Raw genomic sequence first — 22,689 nt, 5'->3', positions numbered from 1 at the left:
TGGCAGGATGCGTTTATCCGTACTTTTCGTCCCTGAAACGACAAATTCGGAATATATAAATACACTCGATAACTACATGAATCTAAAAACATTCAAGAGATGAATTCGCCCCATCGACAGGGGCGAAAGAATCAGGACATCAGCGGTAAAAGCTGCTGATAAATCTGGCGGAAGGTTTCCCGGCGAGGGGCGTAACGAGCAAAGCGCTCGGCATCAGGACGATGAGCCTGTTCCAGCGGGAGCTGAGGAAGTAGATCGGAAAACGCGATATTTTGATGCAACGCCAGCTGGGCCAGCCGCGCCGCGCCAAGCGCCGGGCCGACGTCACCGCCGGTGCGGAAATCCAGCTGCTGGCCGCTAATATCCGCCAGCATTTGCCGCCAGTAGGCGCTGCGCGCGCCGCCGCCGATAAGCGTGACGCTCTCGGGCTTCACGCCGCAGGCGTGAACCACATCCATACCGTCCGCCAGCGCATAACCGACGCCCTCCAGCACCGCCCGCGCCAGTTCCGCCGGACCATGTTGATGAGTCAGGCCGAAAAAGACGCCTTTGGCCTGCGGATTATTGTGCGGCGTACGTTCACCGGAGAGGTAGGGCAGGAACCAGACCGGATCGGCATCGTCGTTCGCCGCTTCCGCCGCCGCAATCAGCGCCGGAACCGTGCCGAGGCCGGTTAATGTCGCCGCCCAATCGAGGCAGGAAGCTGCGCTCAGCATGACCGACATCAGATGCCAGCGCCCGGGCAGCGCGTGGCAGAAACTGTGTACGGCGCTTTCCGGCTTGCTAAGAAAGCCGTCGCTGACGGCAAAGTAGACGCCGGAGGTCCCCAGCGACAGCATCGCCTGGCCCGCATCCGCCATGCCAACACCCACCGCCCCCGCCGCGTTGTCGCCGCCGCCGGCTACCACCAGCGCTTCCGGCATATTCCACGACTGCGCGACGGCCGGGCGCAGCGAACCCGTCACTTCACATCCTTCGAACAGCGCCGGCATGTTATCGCGGCTCAGACCGCAGGCGGCGAGCATCTCATCGCTCCAGTCGCGGCGCGCCACGTCCATCCACATCGTTCCGGCGGCATCGGACATATCGCTGGCAAACTCACCGGTCATGCGCAAACGTAAATAATCTTTTGGCAGCAGGACCTTATCGACCTGTTTGAAGATCTCAGGCTCGTGACGTTGTACCCACAGCAGCTTCGGCGCGGTAAATCCCGGCATCATCAGGTTGCCGGTTATCTGCTGCGAACGACTGACGTTCGCTTCCAGCAGCGCGCACTCTTCACCGCAGCGGCCATCATTCCATAAAATTGCCGGGCGCAGGACGCGCTGTTGCTTATCCAGCAGCGTCGCGCCGTGCATCTGGCCCGCAATACCTAACGCTTTGACTTCGCGCAGCGAGTGCTGCGCGCCCAGCGCTTTCATCGCGCGGTCCGTCGCCAGCCACCAGTGCTCAGGATCTTGTTCAGACCATAAAGGGTGCGGACGCGACACGTTGAGCTTTTCGGTATGCGAAGCCACGACCTCGCCCTGCTCGTTGAGCAGAATAGCCTTGACGCCCGAGGTGCCCAGATCAATCCCGATATACATACAGCCTCTCCTTACTGACGCGCCACGGCTAAGCGTGGCGCGAAAAAAGCATCGGTTATCGCCAATGCCCGGGCCCGCCGGGCATCATCGCCCTCATTAGCGATCAAAGAGGTAACGGTTAACCACGTTTTCCAGCAGTTCCTGATGGCCGCTCTGGTGCTCCGGCGCCAGGTTATGCTGAGTGGCATACTGGGCAATGTCCGCAAGGTTCATCTGGCCTTTCAGGATCTGCTGACCCAGCTCACCGTTCCAGCCGGCATAGCGCCTGGCGACGCGTTTATCCAGCTCGCCGTCTTCAATCATACGAGCAGCGACTTTTAACGCCAGCGCCATGGTGTCCATCGCGCCAATGTGGCCGTAGAACAGGTCGTATTTGTCGGTGCTCTGACGACGCACTTTAGCATCAAAGTTCAGGCCGCCGGTGGTGAAGCCTCCCGCTTTCAGGATTTCGTACATCACCAGCGCATTCTCTTCAACGCTGTTCGGGAACTGGTCGGTATCCCAGCCCAGCTGCGGGTCGCCGCGGTTAGCATCGACGGAGCCAAACAGACCCAGAGCAATGGCGGTCGCAATTTCGTGGTGGAAAGTGTGGCCGGCCAGCGTCGCGTGGTTCGCTTCGATGTTCAGTTTGATCTCTTTTTCCAGGCCGAACTGTTTCAGGAAGCCATAGACGGTAGACGCGTCGTAATCGTACTGATGCTTGGTTGGCTCCTGCGGTTTAGGTTCAATCAGCAGCGTGCCCTGGAAGCCGATTTTATGTTTATGCTCCACGACCAGCTGCATAAAGCGGCCAATCTGCTCGCGCTCCTGGCGCAGGTCGGTATTGAGCAGAGTTTCATAGCCTTCGCGGCCGCCCCACAGGACGTAGTTTTCCCCGCCCAGTTTGTGGGTCGCATCCATCGCGGTCACCACCTGAGTGGCCGCCCAGCTGAACACTTCCGGATCCGGGTTGGTTGCCGCACCGGCACCGTAACGCGGGTTCGTAAAGCAGTTTGCCGTACCCCACAGCAGCTTGACGCCGCTCTGCTGCTGTTTTTCCGCCAGCACATCCACCATCTGCGCGAAGTTATTGGCATACTCTTTCAACGACGCCCCTTCCGGAGAAACGTCAACGTCGTGGAAGCAGTAGTACGGTACGTTCAGTTTGTGGAAAAACTCAAACGCGACATCGGCTTTGCGTTTCGCCATTTCCAGCGCTTCGCCCGGCTGCTGCCACGGGCGGTTAAAGGAGCCCACGCCGAACATATCAGCGCCGTTCCAGCAGAAGGTGTGCCAGTAGCAGGCCGCAAAGCGCAGGTGCTCTTCCATCCGTTTGCCCAGGACCAGCTCATCCGGATTGTAATGACGGAAAGCCAGTGGGTTAGCGGATTTCGGGCCTTCATAACGAACGCGATCGAGCTGATCAAAATAGGTCTGCATAATGAACTCCATATTCAGGGATGCGGCGAGTAATAAGTCATAAGCCAATATAGAATTCTCTTTTTAGTTTCCTCAATTACGTTATTTCACACTGTGATTGAGAGAATCCACAAACGTGCGCCAGGTCGCAAAAACAATAGAACAACGCCCTCACTTCGCTGCTTACGCCACGAGAGATCAATGAAATACGATGAGAACTAATTATTAAAGTACGATCGCGGTCATAAATTAACAAATAAACAAAATTTCATAACGGCAAAATAAGCATAGATAATTGCCAGCGCTCCTTTCCGCGTTAAAAATCTGCTACGTATCAGGCCGTTTATTTTTATCGTTCGTCTTATCCTGCACTTTACAAAAAAGGTGTTATTATTATGAAGATAAAGAACCTTTGCCTAACGCTCTGTGCTTCACTCCTCCTCACCAGCCTGTCGGGCATTGCGAAAGAAGTCAAAATTGGCATGGCGATTGACGACCTGCGCCTTGAGCGCTGGCAAAAAGATCGCGATATTTTTGTCAATAAAGCTGAATCATTAGGTGCAAAAGTATTCGTCCAGTCAGCCAATGGCAACGAAGAAACGCAAATGTCGCAAATCGAAAATATGATTAATCGCGGCGTCGACGTTCTGGTTATTATTCCCTATAACGGTCAGGTGCTGAGTAATGTGATAAAAGAGGCTAAACAGGAGGGAATTAAAGTTCTCGCCTACGATCGTCTCATCAATAACGCCGACATTGATTTCTATATTTCGTTTAATAATGAGAAAGTTGGCGAAATGCAGGCGCAAAGCCTGGTCAATAAAGTGCCTCAGGGCAACTATTTCTTAATGGGCGGCTCGCCGGTAGACAATAACGCCAAGCTTTTCCGCGCCGGCCAAATGAAAGTTCTTAAGCCCTATATTGATGAAGGAAAAATTAAGGTCGTCGGCGATCAGTGGGTCGACGGATGGCTGCCAGAAAATGCGTTGAAGATTATGGAAAACGCCCTGACCGCCAACAATAACAAAATTGATGCGGTCGTCGCCTCTAACGATGCCACCGCCGGCGGCGCCATTCAGGCGTTAAGCGCCCAGGGGCTCGCAGGCAAAGTGGCGATTTCCGGCCAGGATGCCGACCTCGCCGGCGTGAAGCGCATTATCGCTGGCACTCAGACGATGACCGTTTACAAACCGATCGCTGACCTTGCCACCACCGCAGCAGAGATCGCCGTCGAACTGGGCAACGATAAGCAGCCGAAGGCCGACGCCACGCTCAACAACGGCCTCAAAGATGTACCGTCCCGGCTGCTGACGCCCATTGAGGTCAATAAAGACAACATTGACCAGACGGTGATCAAAGACGGTTTCCACAAAAAAAGCGAGCTGTAATCTCTGACGCCCTCTCCCGGGGGCGTTGCCCCATCCAGCCGGATATCGCTTATGTGGAGTCTCTATGTCCTGGTTACTCGAAATGAAAAACATTACTAAAACCTTCGGTACGGTGAAGGCGATTGATAATGTCAGTCTGCGGCTTAACGCCGGAGAAGTGGTCTCGCTGTGCGGCGAAAACGGCTCCGGTAAATCCACGCTCATGAAGGTCCTTTGCGGAATATATCCGCACGGTAGCTATGAGGGAGAGATTATTTTTTCCGGGGAAACGTTGCGGCCGGGCCATATACGCGATACCGAGCGCAAAGGGATTGCCATCATTCATCAGGAGCTGGCGCTGGTAAAACATCTGACCGTTCTGGAGAATATTTTTCTCGGCGCGGAGATCTCCCGCCACGGTCTGCTGGATTACGAAACCATGACCTTACGCTGCGAAAAGCTGCTGGCCCAGGTCAATTTAGCCATATCACCCGATACCCGCGTCGGCGATTTGGGCCTTGGCCAGCAGCAGCTGGTCGAAATAGCAAAAGCGCTGAATAAACAGGTACGGTTGTTAATTCTCGACGAACCCACCGCCTCGTTAACGGAGCAGGAGACGGCAATTCTGCTGAATATTATTCGCGATCTGCAAAATCACGGTATTGCCTGTATTTACATTTCCCACAAGCTCAATGAAGTCAAAGCCATCTCCGACACCATCTGCGTGATCCGCGATGGGCAGCATATCGGTACCCGTAACGCTGACGGCATGAACGAAGATGACATTATCACCATGATGGTCGGCCGCGAGCTTACCGCCCTCTATCCAAGCGAAGCCCACAGCTGCGGCGAGGAAATCCTGCGGGTGGAAAACCTGACGGCCTGGCACCCGGTGAATCGCCATATTAAGCGGGTCAATGACGTCTCCTTTTCGCTGCGGCGCGGTGAAATACTGGGGATTGCCGGGCTGGTCGGCGCGGGCCGTACCGAAGCGGTCCAGTGCCTGTTCGGCGTCTGGCCGGGCCGCTGGCAGGGAAAAATCTTTATTGATGGCCAGCAGGTGACGATTCACAGCTGTCAGCAGGCTATTGCGCAGGGCATCGCCATGGTACCGGAAGACAGAAAGAAAGACGGTATTGTGCCGGTCATGGCGGTGGGTAAAAACATCACCCTCGCCGCGTTAAACCAGTTTACCGGTCTGCTGAGCAGCCTTGACGATGCCGGAGAGCAGCACTGTATTCAGCAATCCATCCAGCGTTTGAAGATCAAAACCTCATCGCCGGAGCTGGCGATCGGTCGCCTGAGCGGCGGCAATCAGCAAAAGGCGATCCTCGCCCGCTGCCTGCTGCTGAACCCGCGCATTCTGATACTCGATGAGCCCACCCGCGGCATCGACATCGGCGCCAAGTACGAAATCTACAAGCTGATTAATCAGCTGGTGCAGCAGGGGATCGCCGTCATTGTCATTTCATCCGAACTGCCCGAAGTGCTGGGGCTAAGCGACCGGGTGCTGGTGATGCATGAAGGTAAATTGAAGGCTAATTTGATCAACCAGGGTCTGACCCAGGAACAGGTGATGGAAGCCGCACTGAGGAGCGAACGCCATGTCGAAGAACACGTCGTCTGAAATGAAACTCACCCCACCTGCCGCTGGCGCGCTATCGGGGCTGAAGGGGATGAACCTCCAGGTATTCGTGATGATCGCCGCTATCGTGGCCATTATGCTGTTTTTCACCTGGACCACCGAAGGCGCTTATCTGAGCGCGCGTAATATCTCCAACCTGCTGCGCCAGACCGCCATTACCGGCATTCTCGCGGTCGGCATGGTGTTTGTGATTATTTCCGCCGAGATCGATCTCTCCGTCGGCTCAATGATGGGGCTGCTCGGCGGCGCAGCGGCAATATTTGATGTCTGGCTGGGCTGGCCGCTACCGCTGACCATTGTGGTCACCCTGGCGCTTGGCCTGCTGCTGGGGGCCTGGAACGGTTGGTGGGTTGCCTATCGTAAAGTCCCCTCGTTTATCGTGACGCTCGCCGGCATGCTGGCATTTCGCGGTATTTTGATAGGCATTACCAACGGGACCACCGTCTCTCCCACCAGCCCGGCGATGTCGCAAATCGGCCAGAGCTATCTGCCTGATGGCATTGGCTTTGGTATCGGCGTGGCGGGCATGGCGGCCTTTATCATCTGGCAGTGGCGCGGCCGTATGCGACGTCAGGCTCTCGGCCTCTCCACGCCCGCCTCCGCTTCAGCCGTTGGCCGCCAGACGATTACCGCCGTTATTGTACTGGGCGCCATCTGGCTGTTAAACGACTATCGCGGCGTCCCGACGCCGGTACTGATTCTCGCCGCGCTGCTGCTGGCGGGCATGTTTATGGCCACCCGTACCGCGTTTGGGCGCCGCATCTACGCCATCGGCGGCAACCTGGAGGCCGCGCGTCTATCCGGCATTAGCGTGGAACGCACCAAGCTGGCGGTGTTCGCCATTAATGGCCTGATGGTGGCGATTGCCGGGTTGATTCTCAGCTCGCGTCTTGGCGCCGGTTCCCCTTCCGCCGGCAACATCGCCGAACTGGACGCCATCGCCGCCTGCGTAATCGGCGGTACCAGCCTCGCCGGCGGCGTCGGCAGCGTCGCGGGCGCGGTCATGGGCGCTTTTATCATGTCCGCGCTGGACAACGGCATGAGCATGATGGACGTCGCCACCTTCTGGCAGTACATCGTTAAAGGGGTCATTTTATTGCTCGCGGTATGGATGGATTCCGCCACGAAACGCCGAAGCTGAGGGCTGTGAAAAAAAATGCCCGAATTATTTGCGCTACCGCCAAACTTAGGCACAAGTAGCTTGAAAAAATCCGGGCATTGGCCGGTATTGTATGGCCTGCAAGAGAGACCGGGAACAACACTATGTTTGAAAAGCGTCACCGTATTACGCTGTTATTCAATGCCAACAAAGCCTACGATCGCCAGGTCGTTGAGGGCGTCGGCGAATATTTACAAGCATCGCAACTGGAATGGGATATCTTCATTGAGGAAGATTTTCGGGCACGAATTGAAAACATCAAAGAGTGGTTAGGCGACGGCGTTATTGCCGATTACGACGATCCGGAAATTGAAAACCTGCTGATCGACGTGAATGTTCCGATTGTCGGCGTCGGCGGCTCCTTCCACCGCCCGGAGTGCTATCCGCCGGTTCACTATATCGCCACCGACAACGCCGCGCTGGTCGAGAGCGCCTTCCTGCATCTGAAGGAAAAGGGCATTAACCGCTTTGCCTTTTACGGCCTGCCCGCTTCCAGCTGTAAAGGCTGGGCCGCCGAGCGCGAGCACGCGTTTTGCCAGCTGGTCGCCAGAGAGAAATATCGCGGCGTGGTCTATCAGGGGCTCGAGACGGCGCCGGAAAACTGGCAGCATGCGCAAAACCGCCTCGCCGACTGGCTGCAAACCCTACCGCCGCAAACCGGCATCATCGCCGTTACCGACGCCCGCGCGCGCCACGTATTACAGGCCTGCGAGCGGCTGCATATCCCCGTCCCGGAAAAGCTGTGCGTTATCGGCATAGATAACGAAGAGCTTACCCGCTACCTGTCGCGCGTGGCGCTCTCCTCCGTTGCGCAGGGCACCCGTCAGATGGGCTACCAGGCGGCAAAGCTGCTGCATCGCCTGCTGGAGAATGAAGAGCTGCCGCTTCAGCGTCAGCTTATCCCGCCGATGCGCGTGGTAGAACGCCGCTCCACCGACTACCGCTCGCTCACCGACCCTTCGGTCATTCAGGCGATGCACTATATCCGTAACCACGCCTGTAAAGGGATTAAAGTTGAGCAGGTGCTGGACGCCGTGGGGATTTCCCGCTCGAATCTGGAAAAGCGCTTCAAAGAGGAAGTCGGCGAAACCATTCATACGGTGATCCACAGCGAGAAGCTGGAAAAAGCGCGCAGTCTGCTGGTATCAACCACCCTATCGATTAACGAAATCTCCCAGATGTGCGGCTATCCGTCGCTGCAGTATTTCTATTCGGTGTTTAAGAAAGAGTACGACGTGACGCCGAAGGAGTATCGCGACCGGCACAGCGAAGTCATGATGTAGCGCGCAAAGAAAAATGCCCGGGCTTACGCACCGGGCATCAATGATGACATGTAAGAGCAATTACATGTGCGCGGCTATCAACCGCTGGTTATCCTGATACATCGCGAAGAGATAGTTGTTATAGCTCGACCCTTTGGTCGAATAGCCCTTCAGCTTATGAATCATCGTGCTGGCGGTCACTTCCTGATCGGCTTTACGCAGCTGCGCACGCGATTTACGGAACGACGAGTAGGCCGGATGCGTATTCAGATTTCGGACATAGGCCTGAACGGACTCTTCCACCGAATCAAACTGGGAGTAGCCCTTCACCGCACCGCGGCAGTTTCCACCGCCACACTTCATACCAAATAAATTGTTGTTCACCCGCGCCAGCTTTGACGTTCCCCAGCCGCTTTCCGCCGCTGCCATGGTAGCGACCATGCTATTCGGGATAATGTCGACGCGCTCAAGCAGCGAGTTCCATGGAATATGGCGAGTATTGCCGGACCACTTCACTTTATAGCGAGAGGCGATCTCTTTCAGCCGCGTACGCTCGCTCGGCGACCAGCGCGCATCGTACTGCTTGGAAACAAGCCAGTTACGATCGGCGGTAATCACCTGATTCTGTTTCGTAATGTAAGGCATTACCGTCCGGAGAAACGCTTTTTTCCTTGGTGTCCCGGAAGGGTATTTTCGCAAATCAGGAAGTGAACTGCTCTTTACACTATTGCGAGAATACTCTTGTTTACTGCTTACCTTGCTTACTTTAACGGTGCTTTTCTTCTTAACTATTGGGGCTTTATGACTCGTTGTTGCTGTGTGTGTTGTTGCCAGCACACTACCTGAAAATATGCAGGTAAGTAACATGAGTATCGCGGCCCCATATCGTCGAATGGGAGTCGATATCATTAGGTCTCCTGGTCGGATGCAATCATTCCAACGCCTTGTTTTTCACAAAAAATCGATAGTTGAATCGCGAATAGTATCAAAAATACCCAGATGACGCACCCACAGAAATAGTCCAATTCCGAAAAGCTGTCATCTGAAATCGGTTTCTGCCCCATGACAACAGTACAAAAATGCGACAGCCCTCGCATTTTTTGCTTGTTTTTTGAACGCGATCACTCACCCTTTTTCATCCTCCCTGGAAAAGCGCCGGTGGGATGAGTTCATTAGACAGCCAGACGCGCAAACTGAACAAAAAACCGTACACAGGACTCCGGAATGAAACTCGCTGCGCTTGCGTCGCTGCTGTTGCCTGGGATGGCCTTCGCCGCCTGGACTACCGCAGATTTCCCCGCCTTTACCGAAGAAGGCACCGGCAGATTTATCAGTCAAAACGAGGTAGCAAAGGGTACGCGCCCTCTGCGGATTAATTTTGACCAACAGTGCTGGCAGCCTGCCGGCGCGATCAAGCTCAACCAGATGCTGTCTATGGAACCTTGCCGCGATCCGGCGCCGCAGTGGCGCGTATTCCGCGATGGCCGCTATACCCTGGAAGTCGATACCCGTTCAGGTACGCCAACCATGATGGTCTCTCTGGAGGAGAAACAGACCGCCGCCGCCGCGCCGCAGATGAAGCAGTGTCCGAAATGGGATGGCAAGCCGCTCACCATTGACGTCAGCAAGTCCTTCGCCGAAGGCAGTAAAGTTCGCGATTTCTACAGCGGTAATATCGCGACCGTCAGCGGCGGTAAAGTTACCCTCCAGCCGGCGTTTAACAGCAATGGTCTGCTGCTGCTTGAACGCGCGGAAACGGAAGCCGCCGCGCCGTTCAACTGGCATAACGCCACCGTCTATTTCGTGCTGACCGATCGCTTTGTCAACGGCAACCCGGCCAACGACAATAGCTATGGCCGCCACAAAGACGGCATGCAGGAAATTGGCACCTTCCACGGCGGCGACCTGCAGGGCCTGACCAGCAAACTGGATTACATCCAGCAGCTCGGCGTTAACGCGCTCTGGATCAGTTCGCCGCTGGAACAAATCCACGGCTGGGTCGGCGGCGGTACGAAAGGCGATTTCCCGCACTACGCCTATCACGGCTATTACACCCAGGACTGGACGAAGCTGGATGCCAATATGGGAACGGAAGACGATCTGCGCCGCCTCGTCGATGAGGCCCACAAGCGCGGGATCCGCATTCTGTTCGACGTGGTGATGAACCATACCGGCTACGCGACCCTGGCCGATATGCAGGAGTTTCAGTTTGGCTCGCTGTACATCCAGGGCGATGAGCTGAAAAAGACCCTCGGAGAGCGCTGGACCGACTGGAAGCCCCGCGCGGGACAAAGCTGGCACAGCTTTAACGACTACATTAACTTCAGCGACAAAGCCGGTTGGGAAAAATGGTGGGGTAAAAAGTGGATCCGCACCGATATTGGCGATTACGACAACCCCGGATTTGATGACCTGACGATGTCGCTGGCCTTCCTGCCGGATCTGAAAACCGAATCCACGGCGCCATCCGGCCTGCCAAACTTCTATCGCCATAAGCCGGATACCGCGGCCAAAGCGATCCCCGGCTATACGCCGCGCGATTATCTGACCCACTGGCTGAGCCAATGGGTGCGCGACTACGGCATCGACGGCTTCCGCGTCGATACCGCCAAGCACGTCGAGCAGGCCGCCTGGCTGCAGTTAAAAACCCAGGCCACTGAAGCGCTGGCGGAATGGAAAAAAGCCAATCCGGATAAAGCGCTGGATAACGCGCCGTTCTGGATGACCGGCGAGGCCTGGGGCCACGGCGTGATGCAGAGCGACTACTATCGCCACGGTTTTGACGCAATGCTGAATTTTGATTATCAGGATCAGGCGGCGAAAGCGACAAGCTGCCTGGCGAATATCGACCTGACCTGGCAACATATGGCAGAGAAGCTTCAGGATTTCAATGTGTTAAGCTATCTCTCCTCGCACGATACCAGCCTGTTCCGCGAAGGCGGCAGCACGGCGGCGGAATTGCTGCTGCTCGCGCCTGGCGCAGTGCAGATCTTCTACGGCGATGAATCCTCGCGACCGTTCGGCCCGACCGGCTCCGATCCGCTTCAGGGGACGCGCTCAGATATGAACTGGCAGGACGTCAGCGGCAAAGCCGCGCGCAGCGTGACCCACTGGGAGAAACTGGGCCAGTTCCGCGCCCGTCATCCGGCGATTGGCATGGGTAAACAAACCACCCTATCGATGGCGAAAGGCTACGGCTTTATTCGCGAGACCGGCGATGACAAAGTGATGGTGGTATGGGCAGGCCAGCAGTAGCCTTCTGACCCAAGGCTCCCCTGACACTCGGGGGAGCCTCTTCAGAACAAAAATCCAAAATATATTCATTTAGCAGCATAAAAACAAAATATCTCACTGATACCTCGATTTGCACCCTGTCTGCGCTGGCGTTATGGTTACCCACTTTCCTGGAATACCGACAGACTAATCGCGATGACATTTTCACTTTTTGGCGACAAATTTACCCGTCATTCGGGCATCACCCGCTTGATGGAAGACCTCAATGACGGCCTGCGTACCCCGGGCGCCATCATGCTGGGCGGCGGCAATCCCGCGCAGATTCCGGAAATGAATGATTACTTCCATAGCCTGCTGGCCGACATGCTGAACAGCGGCAAAGCCCTTGATGCGCTTTGTAATTATGACGGTCCGCAGGGTAAAAGCGAGCTGCTGGCCCTGCTGGCGCAGATGCTGCGTGATGAACTGGGTTGGGAGATCGAACCACAGAATATTGCACTGACAAACGGCAGTCAGAGCGCGTTTTTCTACTTGTTTAACCTCTTCGCAGGCCGTCGCGCGGATGGAACCACCCGTAAAGTGCTGTTTCCGTTGACGCCCGAGTACATCGGCTACGCCGATGCCGGCCTCGAAGAAGATCTGTTTGTCGCCACCCGCCCGAACATTGAACTACTGCCGGAAGGCCAGTTTAAATACCACGTGGATTTCGAACATTTGCAGGTCACGGACGAGACGGGAATGATCTGCGTTTCCCGCCCCACCAACCCAACGGGCAACGTGATCACCGACGATGAGCTGATCAAGCTGGATGCGCTGGCCAACCAGCACGGCATCCCGTTGGTGATTGATAACGCCTACGGCGTTCCGTTCCCCGGGATTATTTTCAGCGACGCCAGGCCGCTGTGGAATCCGAATATCGTGCTGTGCATGAGCCTCTCCAAGCTGGGCCTGCCGGGTAGCCGCTGCGGGATTATCATCGCTAACGAAAAAATCATCACCGCCATCAGCAATATGAACGGCATTATCAGCCTCGCCCCCGGCGGAATGGGGCCGGCCATGATGTGCGAGATGATTAAACGCAACGATCTTCTGCGCCTGTCGGAAACGGTGATTAAGCCGTTCTACTACCAGCGCGTTCAGGAGACTATCGCCATTATTCGCCGCTATTTGCCGGAAGATCGCTGCCTGATTCATAAACCGGAAGGCGCGATTTTTCTCTGGCTATGGTTTAAGGATCTGCCGATTTCTACCGAGCTGCTGTACCAGCGCCTGAAAAAGCGCGGCGTCCTGATGGTGCCGGGCGACTATTTCTTCCCTGGCCTGGATAAACCGTGGCCGCACACGCATCAGTGCATGCGCATGAACTATGTACCGGACCCGGAGAAGATTGAAGCAGGCGTGAAGATTCTCGCCGAAGAAGTTGAACGCGCATGGGGTGAACAGGGCGCGTAAACGAGCGCCAGAATCCTGAATAATCCAGATATATTCCCGGCTCGCGCTGCGCTCAGCCGGGCTACAGGCTTCCAGCGTTCTGCGGACAGGCAGCCCGGACAAGGCGCGCCAGCGCCGCCTCCGGGAACACGCCGTAAGAAGGCATCATCGCTACATCGCCAGCGCCATCCGCTGGCGACGTTCAGCGGCTATTCTCTCCAGTTCCATCGGTTCGATGCAGCGCAGCGCCTGCGTCGGGCATGCCGCCACGCAGGCCGGGCCTTCTTCCCGATGGCTGCACAAATCGCACTTCAGCGCCTGTACGCCCTCCTCCACCCGCATCACCGTCATCGCGCCATAGGGGCACGCCACCATGCAGCTTTTGCAGCCGATGCAGCGGCGCTGATCAACGCGCCAGACCGAATTTTCCCGGCGGATAGCGCCCTCGGGGCAGACGTTGGCGCAGGGCGCATCTTCACACTGGCGGCAAAGCGTCGCCGTCGAGAGTTCGCCATTTTTCACCACGCGGATCCGCGGCGCAAAGCGCATGGCGGAAACGCCAGAACAGTCCTGGTCCCGCTGATGGGATACCACGCAGGCGACTTCACAGGTACGGCAGCCGATGCACTTTTGCGCATCCGCGATAATAAACCGGTTCATCCTTGCTCCACTGGGGATAAAAACGCAGAGTGCCAGAAAAAACCGCTTCCGCGCCTTGATCCTGAATGGAGTCAGCGGCGTTTTCTCTCAGATGCCCGGGACAATTTGGTCATCTGCCTTACCCTTCCCGCACGGAAAAGCCCAGTTCGCGGGAAATCGCCTCTGCCGTATCGCGCAGCGGCTTGAGTAAATTCTTCTCCCCTACCTGCTTGAGGCGCGATGTTGATAAGGAGATAGAAATGGCATAAGGCACGCGTCCATGAATATCGAAAACCGGGACCGCCAGGCAGGACACGCCCAACTCGTTCTCTTCCCTGTCCATCGCCATATTACGCTCGCGGATCTGCGCTAGCTCATCATGCATCGCAGGTAAGCCGGTAATGGTATTCCGGGTCAGCGGCTGAATAATATCCTGGTGTGAATTCCAGTAGCTCTCAACGTAGTCAGGATGGCCAAACGCCATATAAATCTTGCCCATTGCCGAGCAGTACAGCGGCATATGCTGGCCAATATAGGCGCGCGTACGCAGCATGCCGGTGGTCGGCTCCAGCTTATAAATCAGGATAGCGTGGTCATCTTCACGGCTGGAGAAGTTCACCGTCTCGCCGGTGGCCAGGTTGAGCGCCTCAAGATGCGGCGCCGCGACGTGGATGATATTGAGCGACGACAAAGCCTTTTGGCCAACGGCGATAAACTTTGTCGTCAGACGATAGCTCCCCGCCGCCGGGGCTGGCGTCACGTAGCCACAGGATTGCAGCCCCTGCAATAAGCGATGAACGGTGCTTTTGTTCAGGCCCGCCAGTTCCGACAGATGCGCCAGCGGGCATCCGTTTGGGTAATTACTCAGGATCTCAATCAGCATCAACCCACGAAAAAGGCTCTGGCTTCCGGCAGGCCTCTCTTTGTCTTGCGTTACATCGCTCTCTTTTGTGCCCATCGTTTCCGCTCCCCGTTTTTGTCGCGTTCAGATGGTAGCGCAAAGTGTGTTTCAGTTCACGATCTGAACCGAAAAAACACAACTTTATGATTTTTATGATTTTTAAAAATAACGCTGCCCGTTGATCTGATAAAAATTGATCGCTATATTTGAAATCAGATTTCGCATAGTGAAATTTAGAGATAAAAAAGCGATCAACTCTGACCAGGAAAACAGGAATGAAAGTAACGTTTGAGCAGTTAAAAGAGGCATTCAATCGAGTACTGCTGGCGCGGGGTATCGCCGCAGAAACCGCCGATGCCTGCGCAGAAATGTTTGCCCGCACCACCGAATCCGGCGTCTATTCTCACGGCGTGAACCGCTTTCCTCGCTTCATCCAGCAGCTGGACAACGGCGACATCATCCCCGAGGCTAAACCGCAGCGGGTAACCAGCCTAGGCGCTATCGAACAGTGGGATGCCCAGCGCTCCATCGGCAACCTGACGGCGAAAAAGATGATGGACCGGGCCATCGAACTGGCTTCCGATCACGGTATCGGCCTGGTGGCGTTACGTAACGCCAACCACTGGATGCGCGGCGGCAGCTATGGCTGGCAGGCGGCGGAAAAAGGCTACATCGGCATCTGCTGGACCAACTCTATCGCCGTTATGCCGCCGTGGGGCGCTAAGGAGTGCCGTATCGGCACCAATCCGCTGATCGTCGCCATTCCGTCGACGCCGATCACCATGGTGGATATGTCGATGTCGATGTTCTCCTACGGCATGCTGGAAGTTAACCGCCTTGCCGGCCGCGAGCTGCCCGTGGACGGCGGATTCGACGATGAAGGTCATTTGACCAAAGAACCGGGGGTTATCGAGAAAAACCGCCGTATTTTGCCGATGGGCTACTGGAAAGGTTCCGGCCTGTCGATTGTGCTGGATATGATTGCCACCCTGCTTTCCAACGGCTCTTCCGTTGCCGAAGTGACTCAGGAAAACAGCGATGAATATGGCGTTTCGCAGATCTTCATCGCCATAGAAGTGGATAAGCTGATCGATGGCGCAACCCGCGACGCCAAACTGCAGCGAATTATGGATTTCATCACCACCGCCGAACGCGCCGATGAAAATGTGGCGGTCCGCCTGCCCGGCCATGAATTTACCCGACTGCTGGATGAAAACCGCCGCAACGGTATTACCGTCGATGACAGCGTATGGGCCAAAATTCAGGCGCTGTAAGGAGCTCACCCATGATTTTTGGCCATATTGCTCAACCGAATCCGTGTCGTCTGCCCGCGGCCATTGAACAGGCGCTTGATTTCCTGCGCACGACGGATTTTCACGCGCTGGAACCCGGCGTCGTGGAAATCGACGGCAAGAACATCTTCGCGCAGGTTATTGACTTAACCACCCGCGATGCCGCTGACAATCGTCCGGAGGTTCACCGTCGCTATCTGGATATCCAGTTTCTGGCGTGGGGTGAAGAAAAAATCGGTATCGCCATTGATACCGGCAATAATCAAATCAGCGAATCGTTGTTAGAACAGCGCGATATTATTTTCTATCACGACAGCGAACATGAATCGTTCTTTGAAATGACGCCAGGCAACTATGCGATATTTTTCCCGCAAGATGTGCATCGTCCTGGATGTAATAAAACTGTAGCCACCCCGATCCGCAAAATAGTCGTTAAGGTCGCTATTTCAGTTTTATAATAAGGAGCACAAAATGAATTCGAATAATACCGGTTACATTATCGGTGCGTACCCCTGTGCACCCTCATTTCACCAAAAGAGTGAAGAGGAAGAGACGGAATTCTGGCGGCAGCTCTCCGACACCCCGGATATTCGCGGGCTGGAGCAACCCTGCCTTGAACATCTTCATCCGCTCGGCGACGAGTGGTTATTGCGCCATACCCCGGGACACTGGCAGATTGTCGTTACCGCCATCATGGAAACCATGCGCCGCCGCGGTGAAAACGGCGGCTTTGGGCTGGCATCCAGCAACGAAGAGCAGCGCAAAGCCTGCGTGGAGTACTATCGTCACCTGCAGCAGAAGATCGCTAAAATCAATGGTAAGACCGCCGGAAAGGTCATTGCCCTTGAGCTTCACGCCGCCCCGCTGGCGGGCAATGCCAACGTGGCTCAGGCGACCGACGCCTTTGCCCGTTCATTAAAAGAGATTACCCGCTGGGACTGGTCCTGCGAGCTGGTGCTGGAGCACTGCGACGCGATGACCGGCACCGCGCCGCGCAAAGGATTTTTGCCGTTAGAAAACGTGCTGGAAGCCATTGCCGACTACGACATCAGCATCTGTATCAACTGGGCGCGCTCTGCCATTGAAGGGCGGAATACCGTTCTACCGCTCACACATACGCAGCAGGCAAAACGGGCAGGGAAGCTCGGCGCGCTGATGTTTTCCGGCACGACGCAAACCGGCGAGTACGGCGAATGGCAGGATTTACACGCGCCGTTCGCGCCTTTCTGCCCGCAGAGCCTGATGACCACCGACCACGCTCGTGAATTATTTGCCTGCGCAGGAGCCGATCCCCTGCAATTCTCAGGTATCAAATTACTGGAAATCACTGCCAGCGCAAACGTTGACCATCGCATCGCGATATTACGCGACGGCATCTCAGCGCTAAAACAAGCACAATAATAATAACCACCTTCATCGCCAGAATATTTTTTAATATTACGAGACTATAAAGATGAATATAACCTCTAACTCTACACCCAAAGATATACCGCGCCAGCGCTGGTTAAGAATTATTCCCCCAATACTGATCACCTGTATTATTTCTTATATGGACCGGGTCAATATTGCCTTTGCCATGCCCGGCGGCATGGATGCCGACTTAGGTATTTCCGCCACCATGGCGGGGCTGGCGGGCGGTATTTTCTTTATCGGTTATCTATTTTTACAGGTTCCCGGCGGGAAAATTGCCGTTCACGGCAGCGGTAAGAAATTTATCGGCTGGTCGCTGGTCGCCTGGGCGGTTATCTCCGTGCTGACGGGGTTAATTACCAATCAGTACCAGCTTCTGGCCCTGCGCTTCTTACTAGGCGTGGCGGAAGGCGGCATGCTGCCGGTCGTTCTCACCATGATCAGTAACTGGTTCCCTGATGCGGAACGCGGTCGCGCCAACGCGATTGTCATTATGTTCGTGCCGATTGCCGGGATTATCACCGCCCCGCTCTCAGGCTGGATTATCACGGTTCTTGACTGGCGCTGGCTGTTTATTATCGAAGGTTTGCTCTCGCTGGTTGTTTTGGTTCTGTGGGCCTACACCATCTATGACCGGCCGCAGGAAGCGCGCTGGATCTCTAAAGCAGAGCAGAACTATCTGGTCGAGACGCTGGCCGCAGAGCAAAGGGCCATTGCCGGCACCGAGGTGAAAAACGCCTCTCTGAGCGCCGTTCTCTCCGACAAAACCATGTGGCAGCTTATCGCCCTGAACTTCTTCTACCAGACCGGCATTTACGGCTACACCCTGTGGCTGCCCACCATTCTGAAAGAATTAACCCACAGCAGCATGGGGCAGGTCGGGATGCTCGCCATTCTGCCGTACGTCGGCGCCATTGCCGGGATGTTCCTGTTCTCTTCTCTTTCAGACCGAACCGGTAAACGCAAGCTGTTCGTCTGCCTGCCGCTGATTGGCTTCGCTCTGTGCATGTTCCTGTCGGTGGCGCTGAAAAATCAAATATGGCTCTCCTATGCCGCGCTGGTCGGCTGCGGATTCTTCCTGCAATCGGCGGCTGGCGTGTTCTGGACCATCCCGGCACGTCTGTTCAGCGCTGAAATGGCGGGCGGCGCGCGCGGGGTTATCAACGCGCTTGGCAACCTCGGCGGATTTTGTGGCCCTTATGCGGTCGGGGTTCTGATCACGCTGTACAGCAAAGACGCCGGCGTTTATTGCCTGGCGATCTCCCTGGCGCTGGCCGCGCTGATGGCGCTGCTGCTGCCGGCGAAATGCGATGCCGGTGCTGCGCCGGTAAAGACGATAAACCCACATAAACGCACTGCGTAAAATCGAGCCCGGCGGCGCTGCGCCTGCCGGGCCTGCGAAATATGCCGGGTCCTCCCGGCAAGAATGAGATGCGAAAGATGAGCAAGAAACAGGCCTTCTGGCTGGGTATTGATTGTGGCGGCACGTATCTGAAAGCCGGTTTATATGATGCCGAAGGTCATGAACATGGCATTGTGCGGCAAGCGCTACAGACGATGTCGCCCCTGCCGGGTTACGCCGAACGCGACATGCATCAGCTCTGGCAACACTGCGCGGCAACCATTGCCGGACTATTACAACAGGCAGGGGTATCCGGCGAACAGATTAAAGGCGTGGGCATCTCCGCTCAGGGTAAGGGCCTCTTCCTCCTCGATAAGCAGAATCGGCCGCTGGGTAACGCCATCCTCTCGTCCGATCGTCGGGCGCTGAATATCGTTCAGCGCTGGCAGCGGGACCGTATTCCCGAACGGCTCTATCCCGTTACCCGCCAGACGCTATGGACCGGGCATCCGGCTTCTCTGCTGCGCTGGGTCAAAGAGAATGACCCCCAGCGCTACGCGCAAATTGGCTGCGTGATGATGGGGCATGACTATCTGCGCTGGTGCTTAACCGGCGTGAAAGGCTGCGAGGAGAGCAACATCTCCGAGTCCAACCTCTACAACATGTCCACGGGCCAGTACGACCCGTGTCTGACCCAATGGCTGGGGATCGGCGAAGTGGATAGCGCGCTGCCCCCCGTTGTAGGGTCAGCCGAAATATGCGGGGAGATCACCGCTCAGGCAGCCGCTTTAACCGGTCTGGCGGCGGGTACTCCCGTCGTTGGCGGCCTGTTTGACGTGGTCTCCACCGCCCTTTGCGCCGGGATTGAGGATGAGTCGACCCTCAATGCGGTGATGGGGACCTGGGCCGTCACCAGCGGTATCGCTCACGGTCTGCGCGAACATGAGGCCCACCCTTACGTCTATGGCCGCTACGTCAATGACGGCCAGTATATCGTTCACGAAGCCAGCCCGACCTCATCCGGCAACCTCGAGTGGTTTACCGCCCAGTGGGGCGATCTCTCGTTTGATGAGATCAATCAGGCCGTAGCCAGTTTGCCGAAAGCCGGGAGCGAGCTGTTTTTTCTGCCGTTTCTCTACGGCAGCAACGCCGGGCTGGAGATGACCTGCGGCTTTTACGGCATGCAGGCGCTGCATACCCGCGCGCACCTGCTGCAGGCGGTTTATGAAGGCGTGGTATTCAGCCATATGACCCATCTCAACCGTATGCGCGAACGCTTTACAAGCGTTCAGGCCCTGCGCGTCACCGGCGGCCCGGCGCACTCCGACGTCTGGATGCAAATGCTGGCGGACGTCAGCGGCTTACGCGTTGAACTGCCGCAGGTGGAAGAGACCGGCTGCTTTGGCGCTGCCCTCGCGGCGCGCGTCGGCACCGACGTATACCGCAGCTTTAGCGAAGCCCGGCGCGCCCGGCAGCACCCGGTACGCACGCTGCTGCCCGATATGACCGCCCACGCACGCTATCAGCGCAAATACCGCCACTACCAGGATTTGATTGAGGCACTACAGGGCTATCACGCCCGTATTAAGGAGCACGCATTATGAGCCGACCATTACTGCAGCTGGCGCTGGACCACACCAGCCTTCAGGCTGCGCAGCGCGATGTCGCCCTGCTACAGGATCACGTTGATATCGTGGAGGCGGGGACCATCCTCTGTTTGACCGAGGGGCTTAACGCAGTTACAGCCCTGCGCACCCAGTGTCCGCAGAAGATCATCGTCGCCGACTGGAAAGTCGCCGACGCCGGTGAAACCCTGGCGCAGCAGGCCTTTGGCGCTGGCGCCAACTGGATGACCATCATCTGCGCCGCGCCGCTCGCCACGGTCGAGAAAGGCCACGCCGTGGCCCAGGCCTGCGGCGGTGAAATTCAGATGGAGCTGTTCGGCAACTGGACGCTGGATGACGCCCGCGCCTGGTACCGTACCGGCGTCCATCAGGCGATTTACCATCGCGGACGCGATGCCCAGGCCAGCGGGCAGCAGTGGGGGGAGGCGGATCTGGCGCGCATGAAAGCGCTCTCCGACATTGGCCTTGAGCTATCGATCACCGGCGGGATTACCCCGGCCGATCTGCCGCTGTTCAAGGATATCAACGTCAAAGCGTTTATTGCCGGGCGCGCGCTGGCAGGCGCTGCCCATCCGGCACGGGTTGCCGCCGAATTCCACGCGCAAATCGACGCTATCTGGGGAGAACAGCATGCGTAACCACCCGTTAGGTATTTATGAAAAAGCGCTGGCGAAGGATCTCAGCTGGCCTGAACGGCTGGTGCTGGCCAAAAGCTGCGGTTTTGATTTTGTCGAAATGTCGGTGGACGAGACCGACGAACGCCTTTCGCGCCTGGAGTGGACATCGGCCCAGCGGGCATCGCTGGTGAGCGCGATGCTGGAAACCGGCGTCGCTATTCCCTCAATGTGCCTGTCCGCCCATCGCCGTTTCCCCTTTGGCAGCCGCGACGAGGCGGTACGCGAGCGGGCGCGGGAGATTATGACTAAAGCCATCCGCCTGGCGCGCGATCTGGGGATTCGTACTATTCAGCTGGCGGGTTACGACGTCTATTACGAAGAGCACGATGAAGGCACCCGGCAGCGTTTTGCCGAAGGGCTGGCCTGGGCGGTAGAACAGGCCGCCGCCGCGCAGGTGATGCTGGCGGTGGAGATCATGGACACCGCCTTTATGAACTCCATCAGCAAATGGAAAAAGTGGGACGAGAGGCTTTCGTCACCGTGGTTTACCGTCTATCCGGACGTCGGCAACCTCAGCGCCTGGGGGAACGACGTCACCGCCGAGCTGAAACTGGGTATCGATCGTATCGCCGCCATCCACCTGAAGGACACGCTGCCCGTCACCGACGATAGCCCGGGCCAGTTCCGCGACGTGCCGTTCGGTGAAGGATGCGTTGATTTTGTCGGCATCTTTAAGACGCTGCATGAGCTGAACTACCGCGGTTCGTTTCTGATTGAGATGTGGACGGAGAAGGCCAGCGAACCGGTGCTGGAGATTATCCAGGCCCGGCGCTGGATTGAATCACGGATGCAGGAAGGAGGTTTCACATGTTAGAGCAACTGAAAGCCGAGGTGCTGGCGGCAAACCTGGCGCTCCCGGCGCACCGGCTGGTCACCTTTACCTGGGGCAACGTCAGCGCGGTGGATGAAACGCGCCGTCTGATGGTCATTAAGCCCTCCGGCGTCGAATATGAGGTGATGACCGCCGACGATATGGTGGTCGTAGAGATCGCCAGCGGTAAGATCGTTGAAGGCGCTAAAAAACCCTCTTCGGATACGCCAACGCATCTGGCCCTTTATCGTCGCTATCCGCAGATCGGCGGGATCGTGCATACCCACTCCCGCCATGCGACGATCTGGTCGCAGGCCGGTCTCGATCTCCCCGCCTGGGGCACCACCCACGCCGACTATTTTTATGGCGCCATCCCCTGCACCCGGCCGATGACCGTTGAGGAGATTAACGGGGAGTATGAGTATCAGACCGGCGAAGTGATTATCAAAACCTTTGAACAGCGCGGTCTGGATCCGGCGCAAATCCCGGCGGTATTAGTCCATTCGCACGGCCCGTTTGCCTGGGGTAAAGATGCGGCCGACGCCGTACATAACGCCGTGGTACTTGAAGAGTGCGCCTATATGGGCCTGTTCTCGCGCCAGCTGGCGCCACAGCTGCCGGATATGCAGTCTGAACTGCTCGATAAACACTACCTGCGTAAACACGGCGCGAATGCCTATTACGGGCAAAACTAACACCGCGGGACTCCCGGATGGCGGCTAACGCCTTATCCGGGCTACCGGCGGTCTGCGGTCCCGTAGCCCGGGCAGGCGCTTTGCGCCGCCCTCGGGGGAAGCGTGCAGGATGTTGCAGAATTTTCCCGGGGGCGATGCTGCGCATCCCCGGCGGTCTGCGGTCCCGTAGCCCGGGCAGGCGCTTTGCGCCGCCCCCGGGGGAAGCGTGCAGGATG

General features: G+C 56.8%; 19 protein-coding genes. 14 read left to right on the top strand and 5 right to left on the bottom strand.

Annotation, left to right across the window (positions count from 1 at the left end; all coding sequences use genetic code 11):
- Positions 1-131: 131 nt before the first annotated feature.
- Both xylB and xylA read right to left on the bottom strand, forming a co-directional pair.
- Entirely contained in the window at positions 132-1,586 is a 1,455-nt protein-coding gene (gene xylB, locus ABLU67_RS13195; protein WP_257198305.1) for a xylulokinase, read from the bottom strand.
- 96 nt (positions 1,587-1,682) lie between these two features.
- Positions 1,683-3,005 carry a xylose isomerase gene (xylA, locus tag ABLU67_RS13190; protein ID WP_025106783.1) on the bottom strand — a complete coding sequence of 441 codons (1,323 nt, stop codon included), beginning with the start codon at positions 3,003-3,005 and terminating at the stop codon, positions 1,683-1,685.
- A 374-nt stretch (positions 3,006-3,379) separates the two neighbouring features.
- On the opposite strand from xylA, the gene xylF reads away from it, so the two are divergent.
- The 4 genes from xylF to xylR all read left to right on the top strand — a co-directional run bounded on the left by xylF (position 3,380) and on the right by xylR (position 8,438).
- Positions 3,380-4,372 (top strand): D-xylose ABC transporter substrate-binding protein, encoded by a 993-nt coding sequence (gene xylF / locus ABLU67_RS13185; protein ID WP_014227205.1) that lies wholly within the window; start codon positions 3,380-3,382, stop codon positions 4,370-4,372.
- 64 nt (positions 4,373-4,436) lie between these two features.
- Positions 4,437-5,978 (top strand): xylose ABC transporter ATP-binding protein, encoded by a 1,542-nt coding sequence (locus ABLU67_RS13180; protein ID WP_122116956.1) that lies wholly within the window; start codon positions 4,437-4,439, stop codon positions 5,976-5,978.
- On the top strand, positions 5,956-7,137 hold the full coding sequence (xylH, locus tag ABLU67_RS13175; RefSeq protein WP_032751665.1) for a xylose ABC transporter permease XylH: 1,182 nt from the start codon (positions 5,956-5,958) through the stop codon (positions 7,135-7,137). Before ABLU67_RS13180 ends, xylH begins: the two co-directional genes overlap by 23 nt.
- A 122-nt stretch (positions 7,138-7,259) precedes the next feature.
- A complete protein-coding gene (gene xylR, locus ABLU67_RS13170; RefSeq protein WP_004126484.1) occupies positions 7,260-8,438 on the top strand; it encodes a D-xylose utilization transcriptional activator XylR in 1,179 nt (392 codons plus the stop codon).
- A 60-nt stretch (positions 8,439-8,498) separates the two neighbouring features.
- Here the strand turns inward: xylR and ABLU67_RS13165 are convergent, their stop codons facing one another.
- Positions 8,499-9,326: a protein bax gene (locus tag ABLU67_RS13165; protein ID WP_071530269.1), complete on the bottom strand. Its 828-nt coding sequence runs from the start codon at positions 9,324-9,326 to the stop codon at positions 8,499-8,501.
- Positions 9,327-9,641: 315 nt separating this feature from the next.
- Here ABLU67_RS13165 and ABLU67_RS13160 point away from each other — a divergent pair, with 315 nt between their 5' ends.
- On the top strand, positions 9,642-11,672 hold the full coding sequence (locus ABLU67_RS13160) for an alpha-amylase (protein WP_064374925.1): 2,031 nt from the start codon (positions 9,642-9,644) through the stop codon (positions 11,670-11,672).
- 174 nt (positions 11,673-11,846) lie between these two features.
- Positions 11,847-13,103, top strand: a complete 1,257-nt coding sequence (gene avtA, locus ABLU67_RS13155; protein WP_025106780.1) for a valine--pyruvate transaminase — start codon at positions 11,847-11,849, stop codon at positions 13,101-13,103.
- 150 nt (positions 13,104-13,253) lie between these two features.
- Here the strand turns inward: avtA and ABLU67_RS13150 are convergent, their stop codons facing one another.
- Together ABLU67_RS13150 and yiaJ are read right to left on the bottom strand one after the other, a co-directional pair.
- The gene (locus ABLU67_RS13150; protein ID WP_348852326.1) at positions 13,254-13,742 is read right to left on the bottom strand and encodes a 4Fe-4S dicluster domain-containing protein; all 489 of its coding nucleotides are present in this window, start codon (positions 13,740-13,742) and stop codon (positions 13,254-13,256) included.
- Between the two features lie 118 nt (positions 13,743-13,860).
- Positions 13,861-14,679 (bottom strand): IclR family transcriptional regulator YiaJ, encoded by an 819-nt coding sequence (yiaJ, locus tag ABLU67_RS13145; protein ID WP_014839765.1) that lies wholly within the window; start codon positions 14,677-14,679, stop codon positions 13,861-13,863.
- 218 nt (positions 14,680-14,897) lie between these two features.
- Between yiaJ and yiaK the strand changes: the two genes are divergently transcribed.
- The 8 genes from yiaK to araD all read left to right on the top strand — a co-directional run bounded on the left by yiaK (position 14,898) and on the right by araD (position 22,474).
- Positions 14,898-15,896, top strand: a complete 999-nt coding sequence (gene yiaK, locus ABLU67_RS13140; protein ID WP_014839766.1) for a 3-dehydro-L-gulonate 2-dehydrogenase — start codon at positions 14,898-14,900, stop codon at positions 15,894-15,896.
- 11 nt (positions 15,897-15,907) lie between these two features.
- On the top strand, positions 15,908-16,372 hold the full coding sequence (locus ABLU67_RS13135) for a YhcH/YjgK/YiaL family protein (protein WP_032718798.1): 465 nt from the start codon (positions 15,908-15,910) through the stop codon (positions 16,370-16,372).
- A 13-nt stretch (positions 16,373-16,385) separates the two neighbouring features.
- The gene (locus ABLU67_RS13130; RefSeq protein WP_032718799.1) at positions 16,386-17,315 is read left to right on the top strand and encodes a DUF4862 family protein; all 930 of its coding nucleotides are present in this window, start codon (positions 16,386-16,388) and stop codon (positions 17,313-17,315) included.
- 52 nt (positions 17,316-17,367) lie between these two features.
- Entirely contained in the window at positions 17,368-18,687 is a 1,320-nt protein-coding gene (locus ABLU67_RS13125; RefSeq protein WP_032692963.1) for an MFS transporter, read from the top strand.
- A 77-nt stretch (positions 18,688-18,764) separates the two neighbouring features.
- Positions 18,765-20,270: an FGGY-family carbohydrate kinase gene (locus ABLU67_RS13120; RefSeq protein ID WP_348852325.1), complete on the top strand. Its 1,506-nt coding sequence runs from the start codon at positions 18,765-18,767 to the stop codon at positions 20,268-20,270.
- Entirely contained in the window at positions 20,267-20,929 is a 663-nt protein-coding gene (gene ulaD / locus ABLU67_RS13115; protein WP_049082792.1) for a 3-keto-L-gulonate-6-phosphate decarboxylase UlaD, read from the top strand. The genes ABLU67_RS13120 and ulaD overlap by 4 nt, the downstream gene beginning before the upstream one ends.
- Entirely contained in the window at positions 20,922-21,782 is an 861-nt protein-coding gene (locus tag ABLU67_RS13110) for an L-ribulose-5-phosphate 3-epimerase (RefSeq protein ID WP_009653713.1), read from the top strand. Before ulaD ends, ABLU67_RS13110 begins: the two co-directional genes overlap by 8 nt.
- On the top strand, positions 21,776-22,474 hold the full coding sequence (gene araD / locus ABLU67_RS13105; protein WP_014839773.1) for an L-ribulose-5-phosphate 4-epimerase: 699 nt from the start codon (positions 21,776-21,778) through the stop codon (positions 22,472-22,474). Before ABLU67_RS13110 ends, araD begins: the two co-directional genes overlap by 7 nt.
- Positions 22,475-22,689 lie beyond the last annotated feature (215 nt).

It is taken from the genome of Klebsiella sp. GN_Kp190 (assembly GCF_040061795.1).
Classification (GTDB): Bacteria; Pseudomonadota; Gammaproteobacteria; order Enterobacterales; family Enterobacteriaceae; genus Klebsiella; species Klebsiella michiganensis.
The sequence above is the reverse complement of the archived record's forward strand: the minus strand, read 5'-3'. Positions and strand labels throughout refer to the sequence as shown.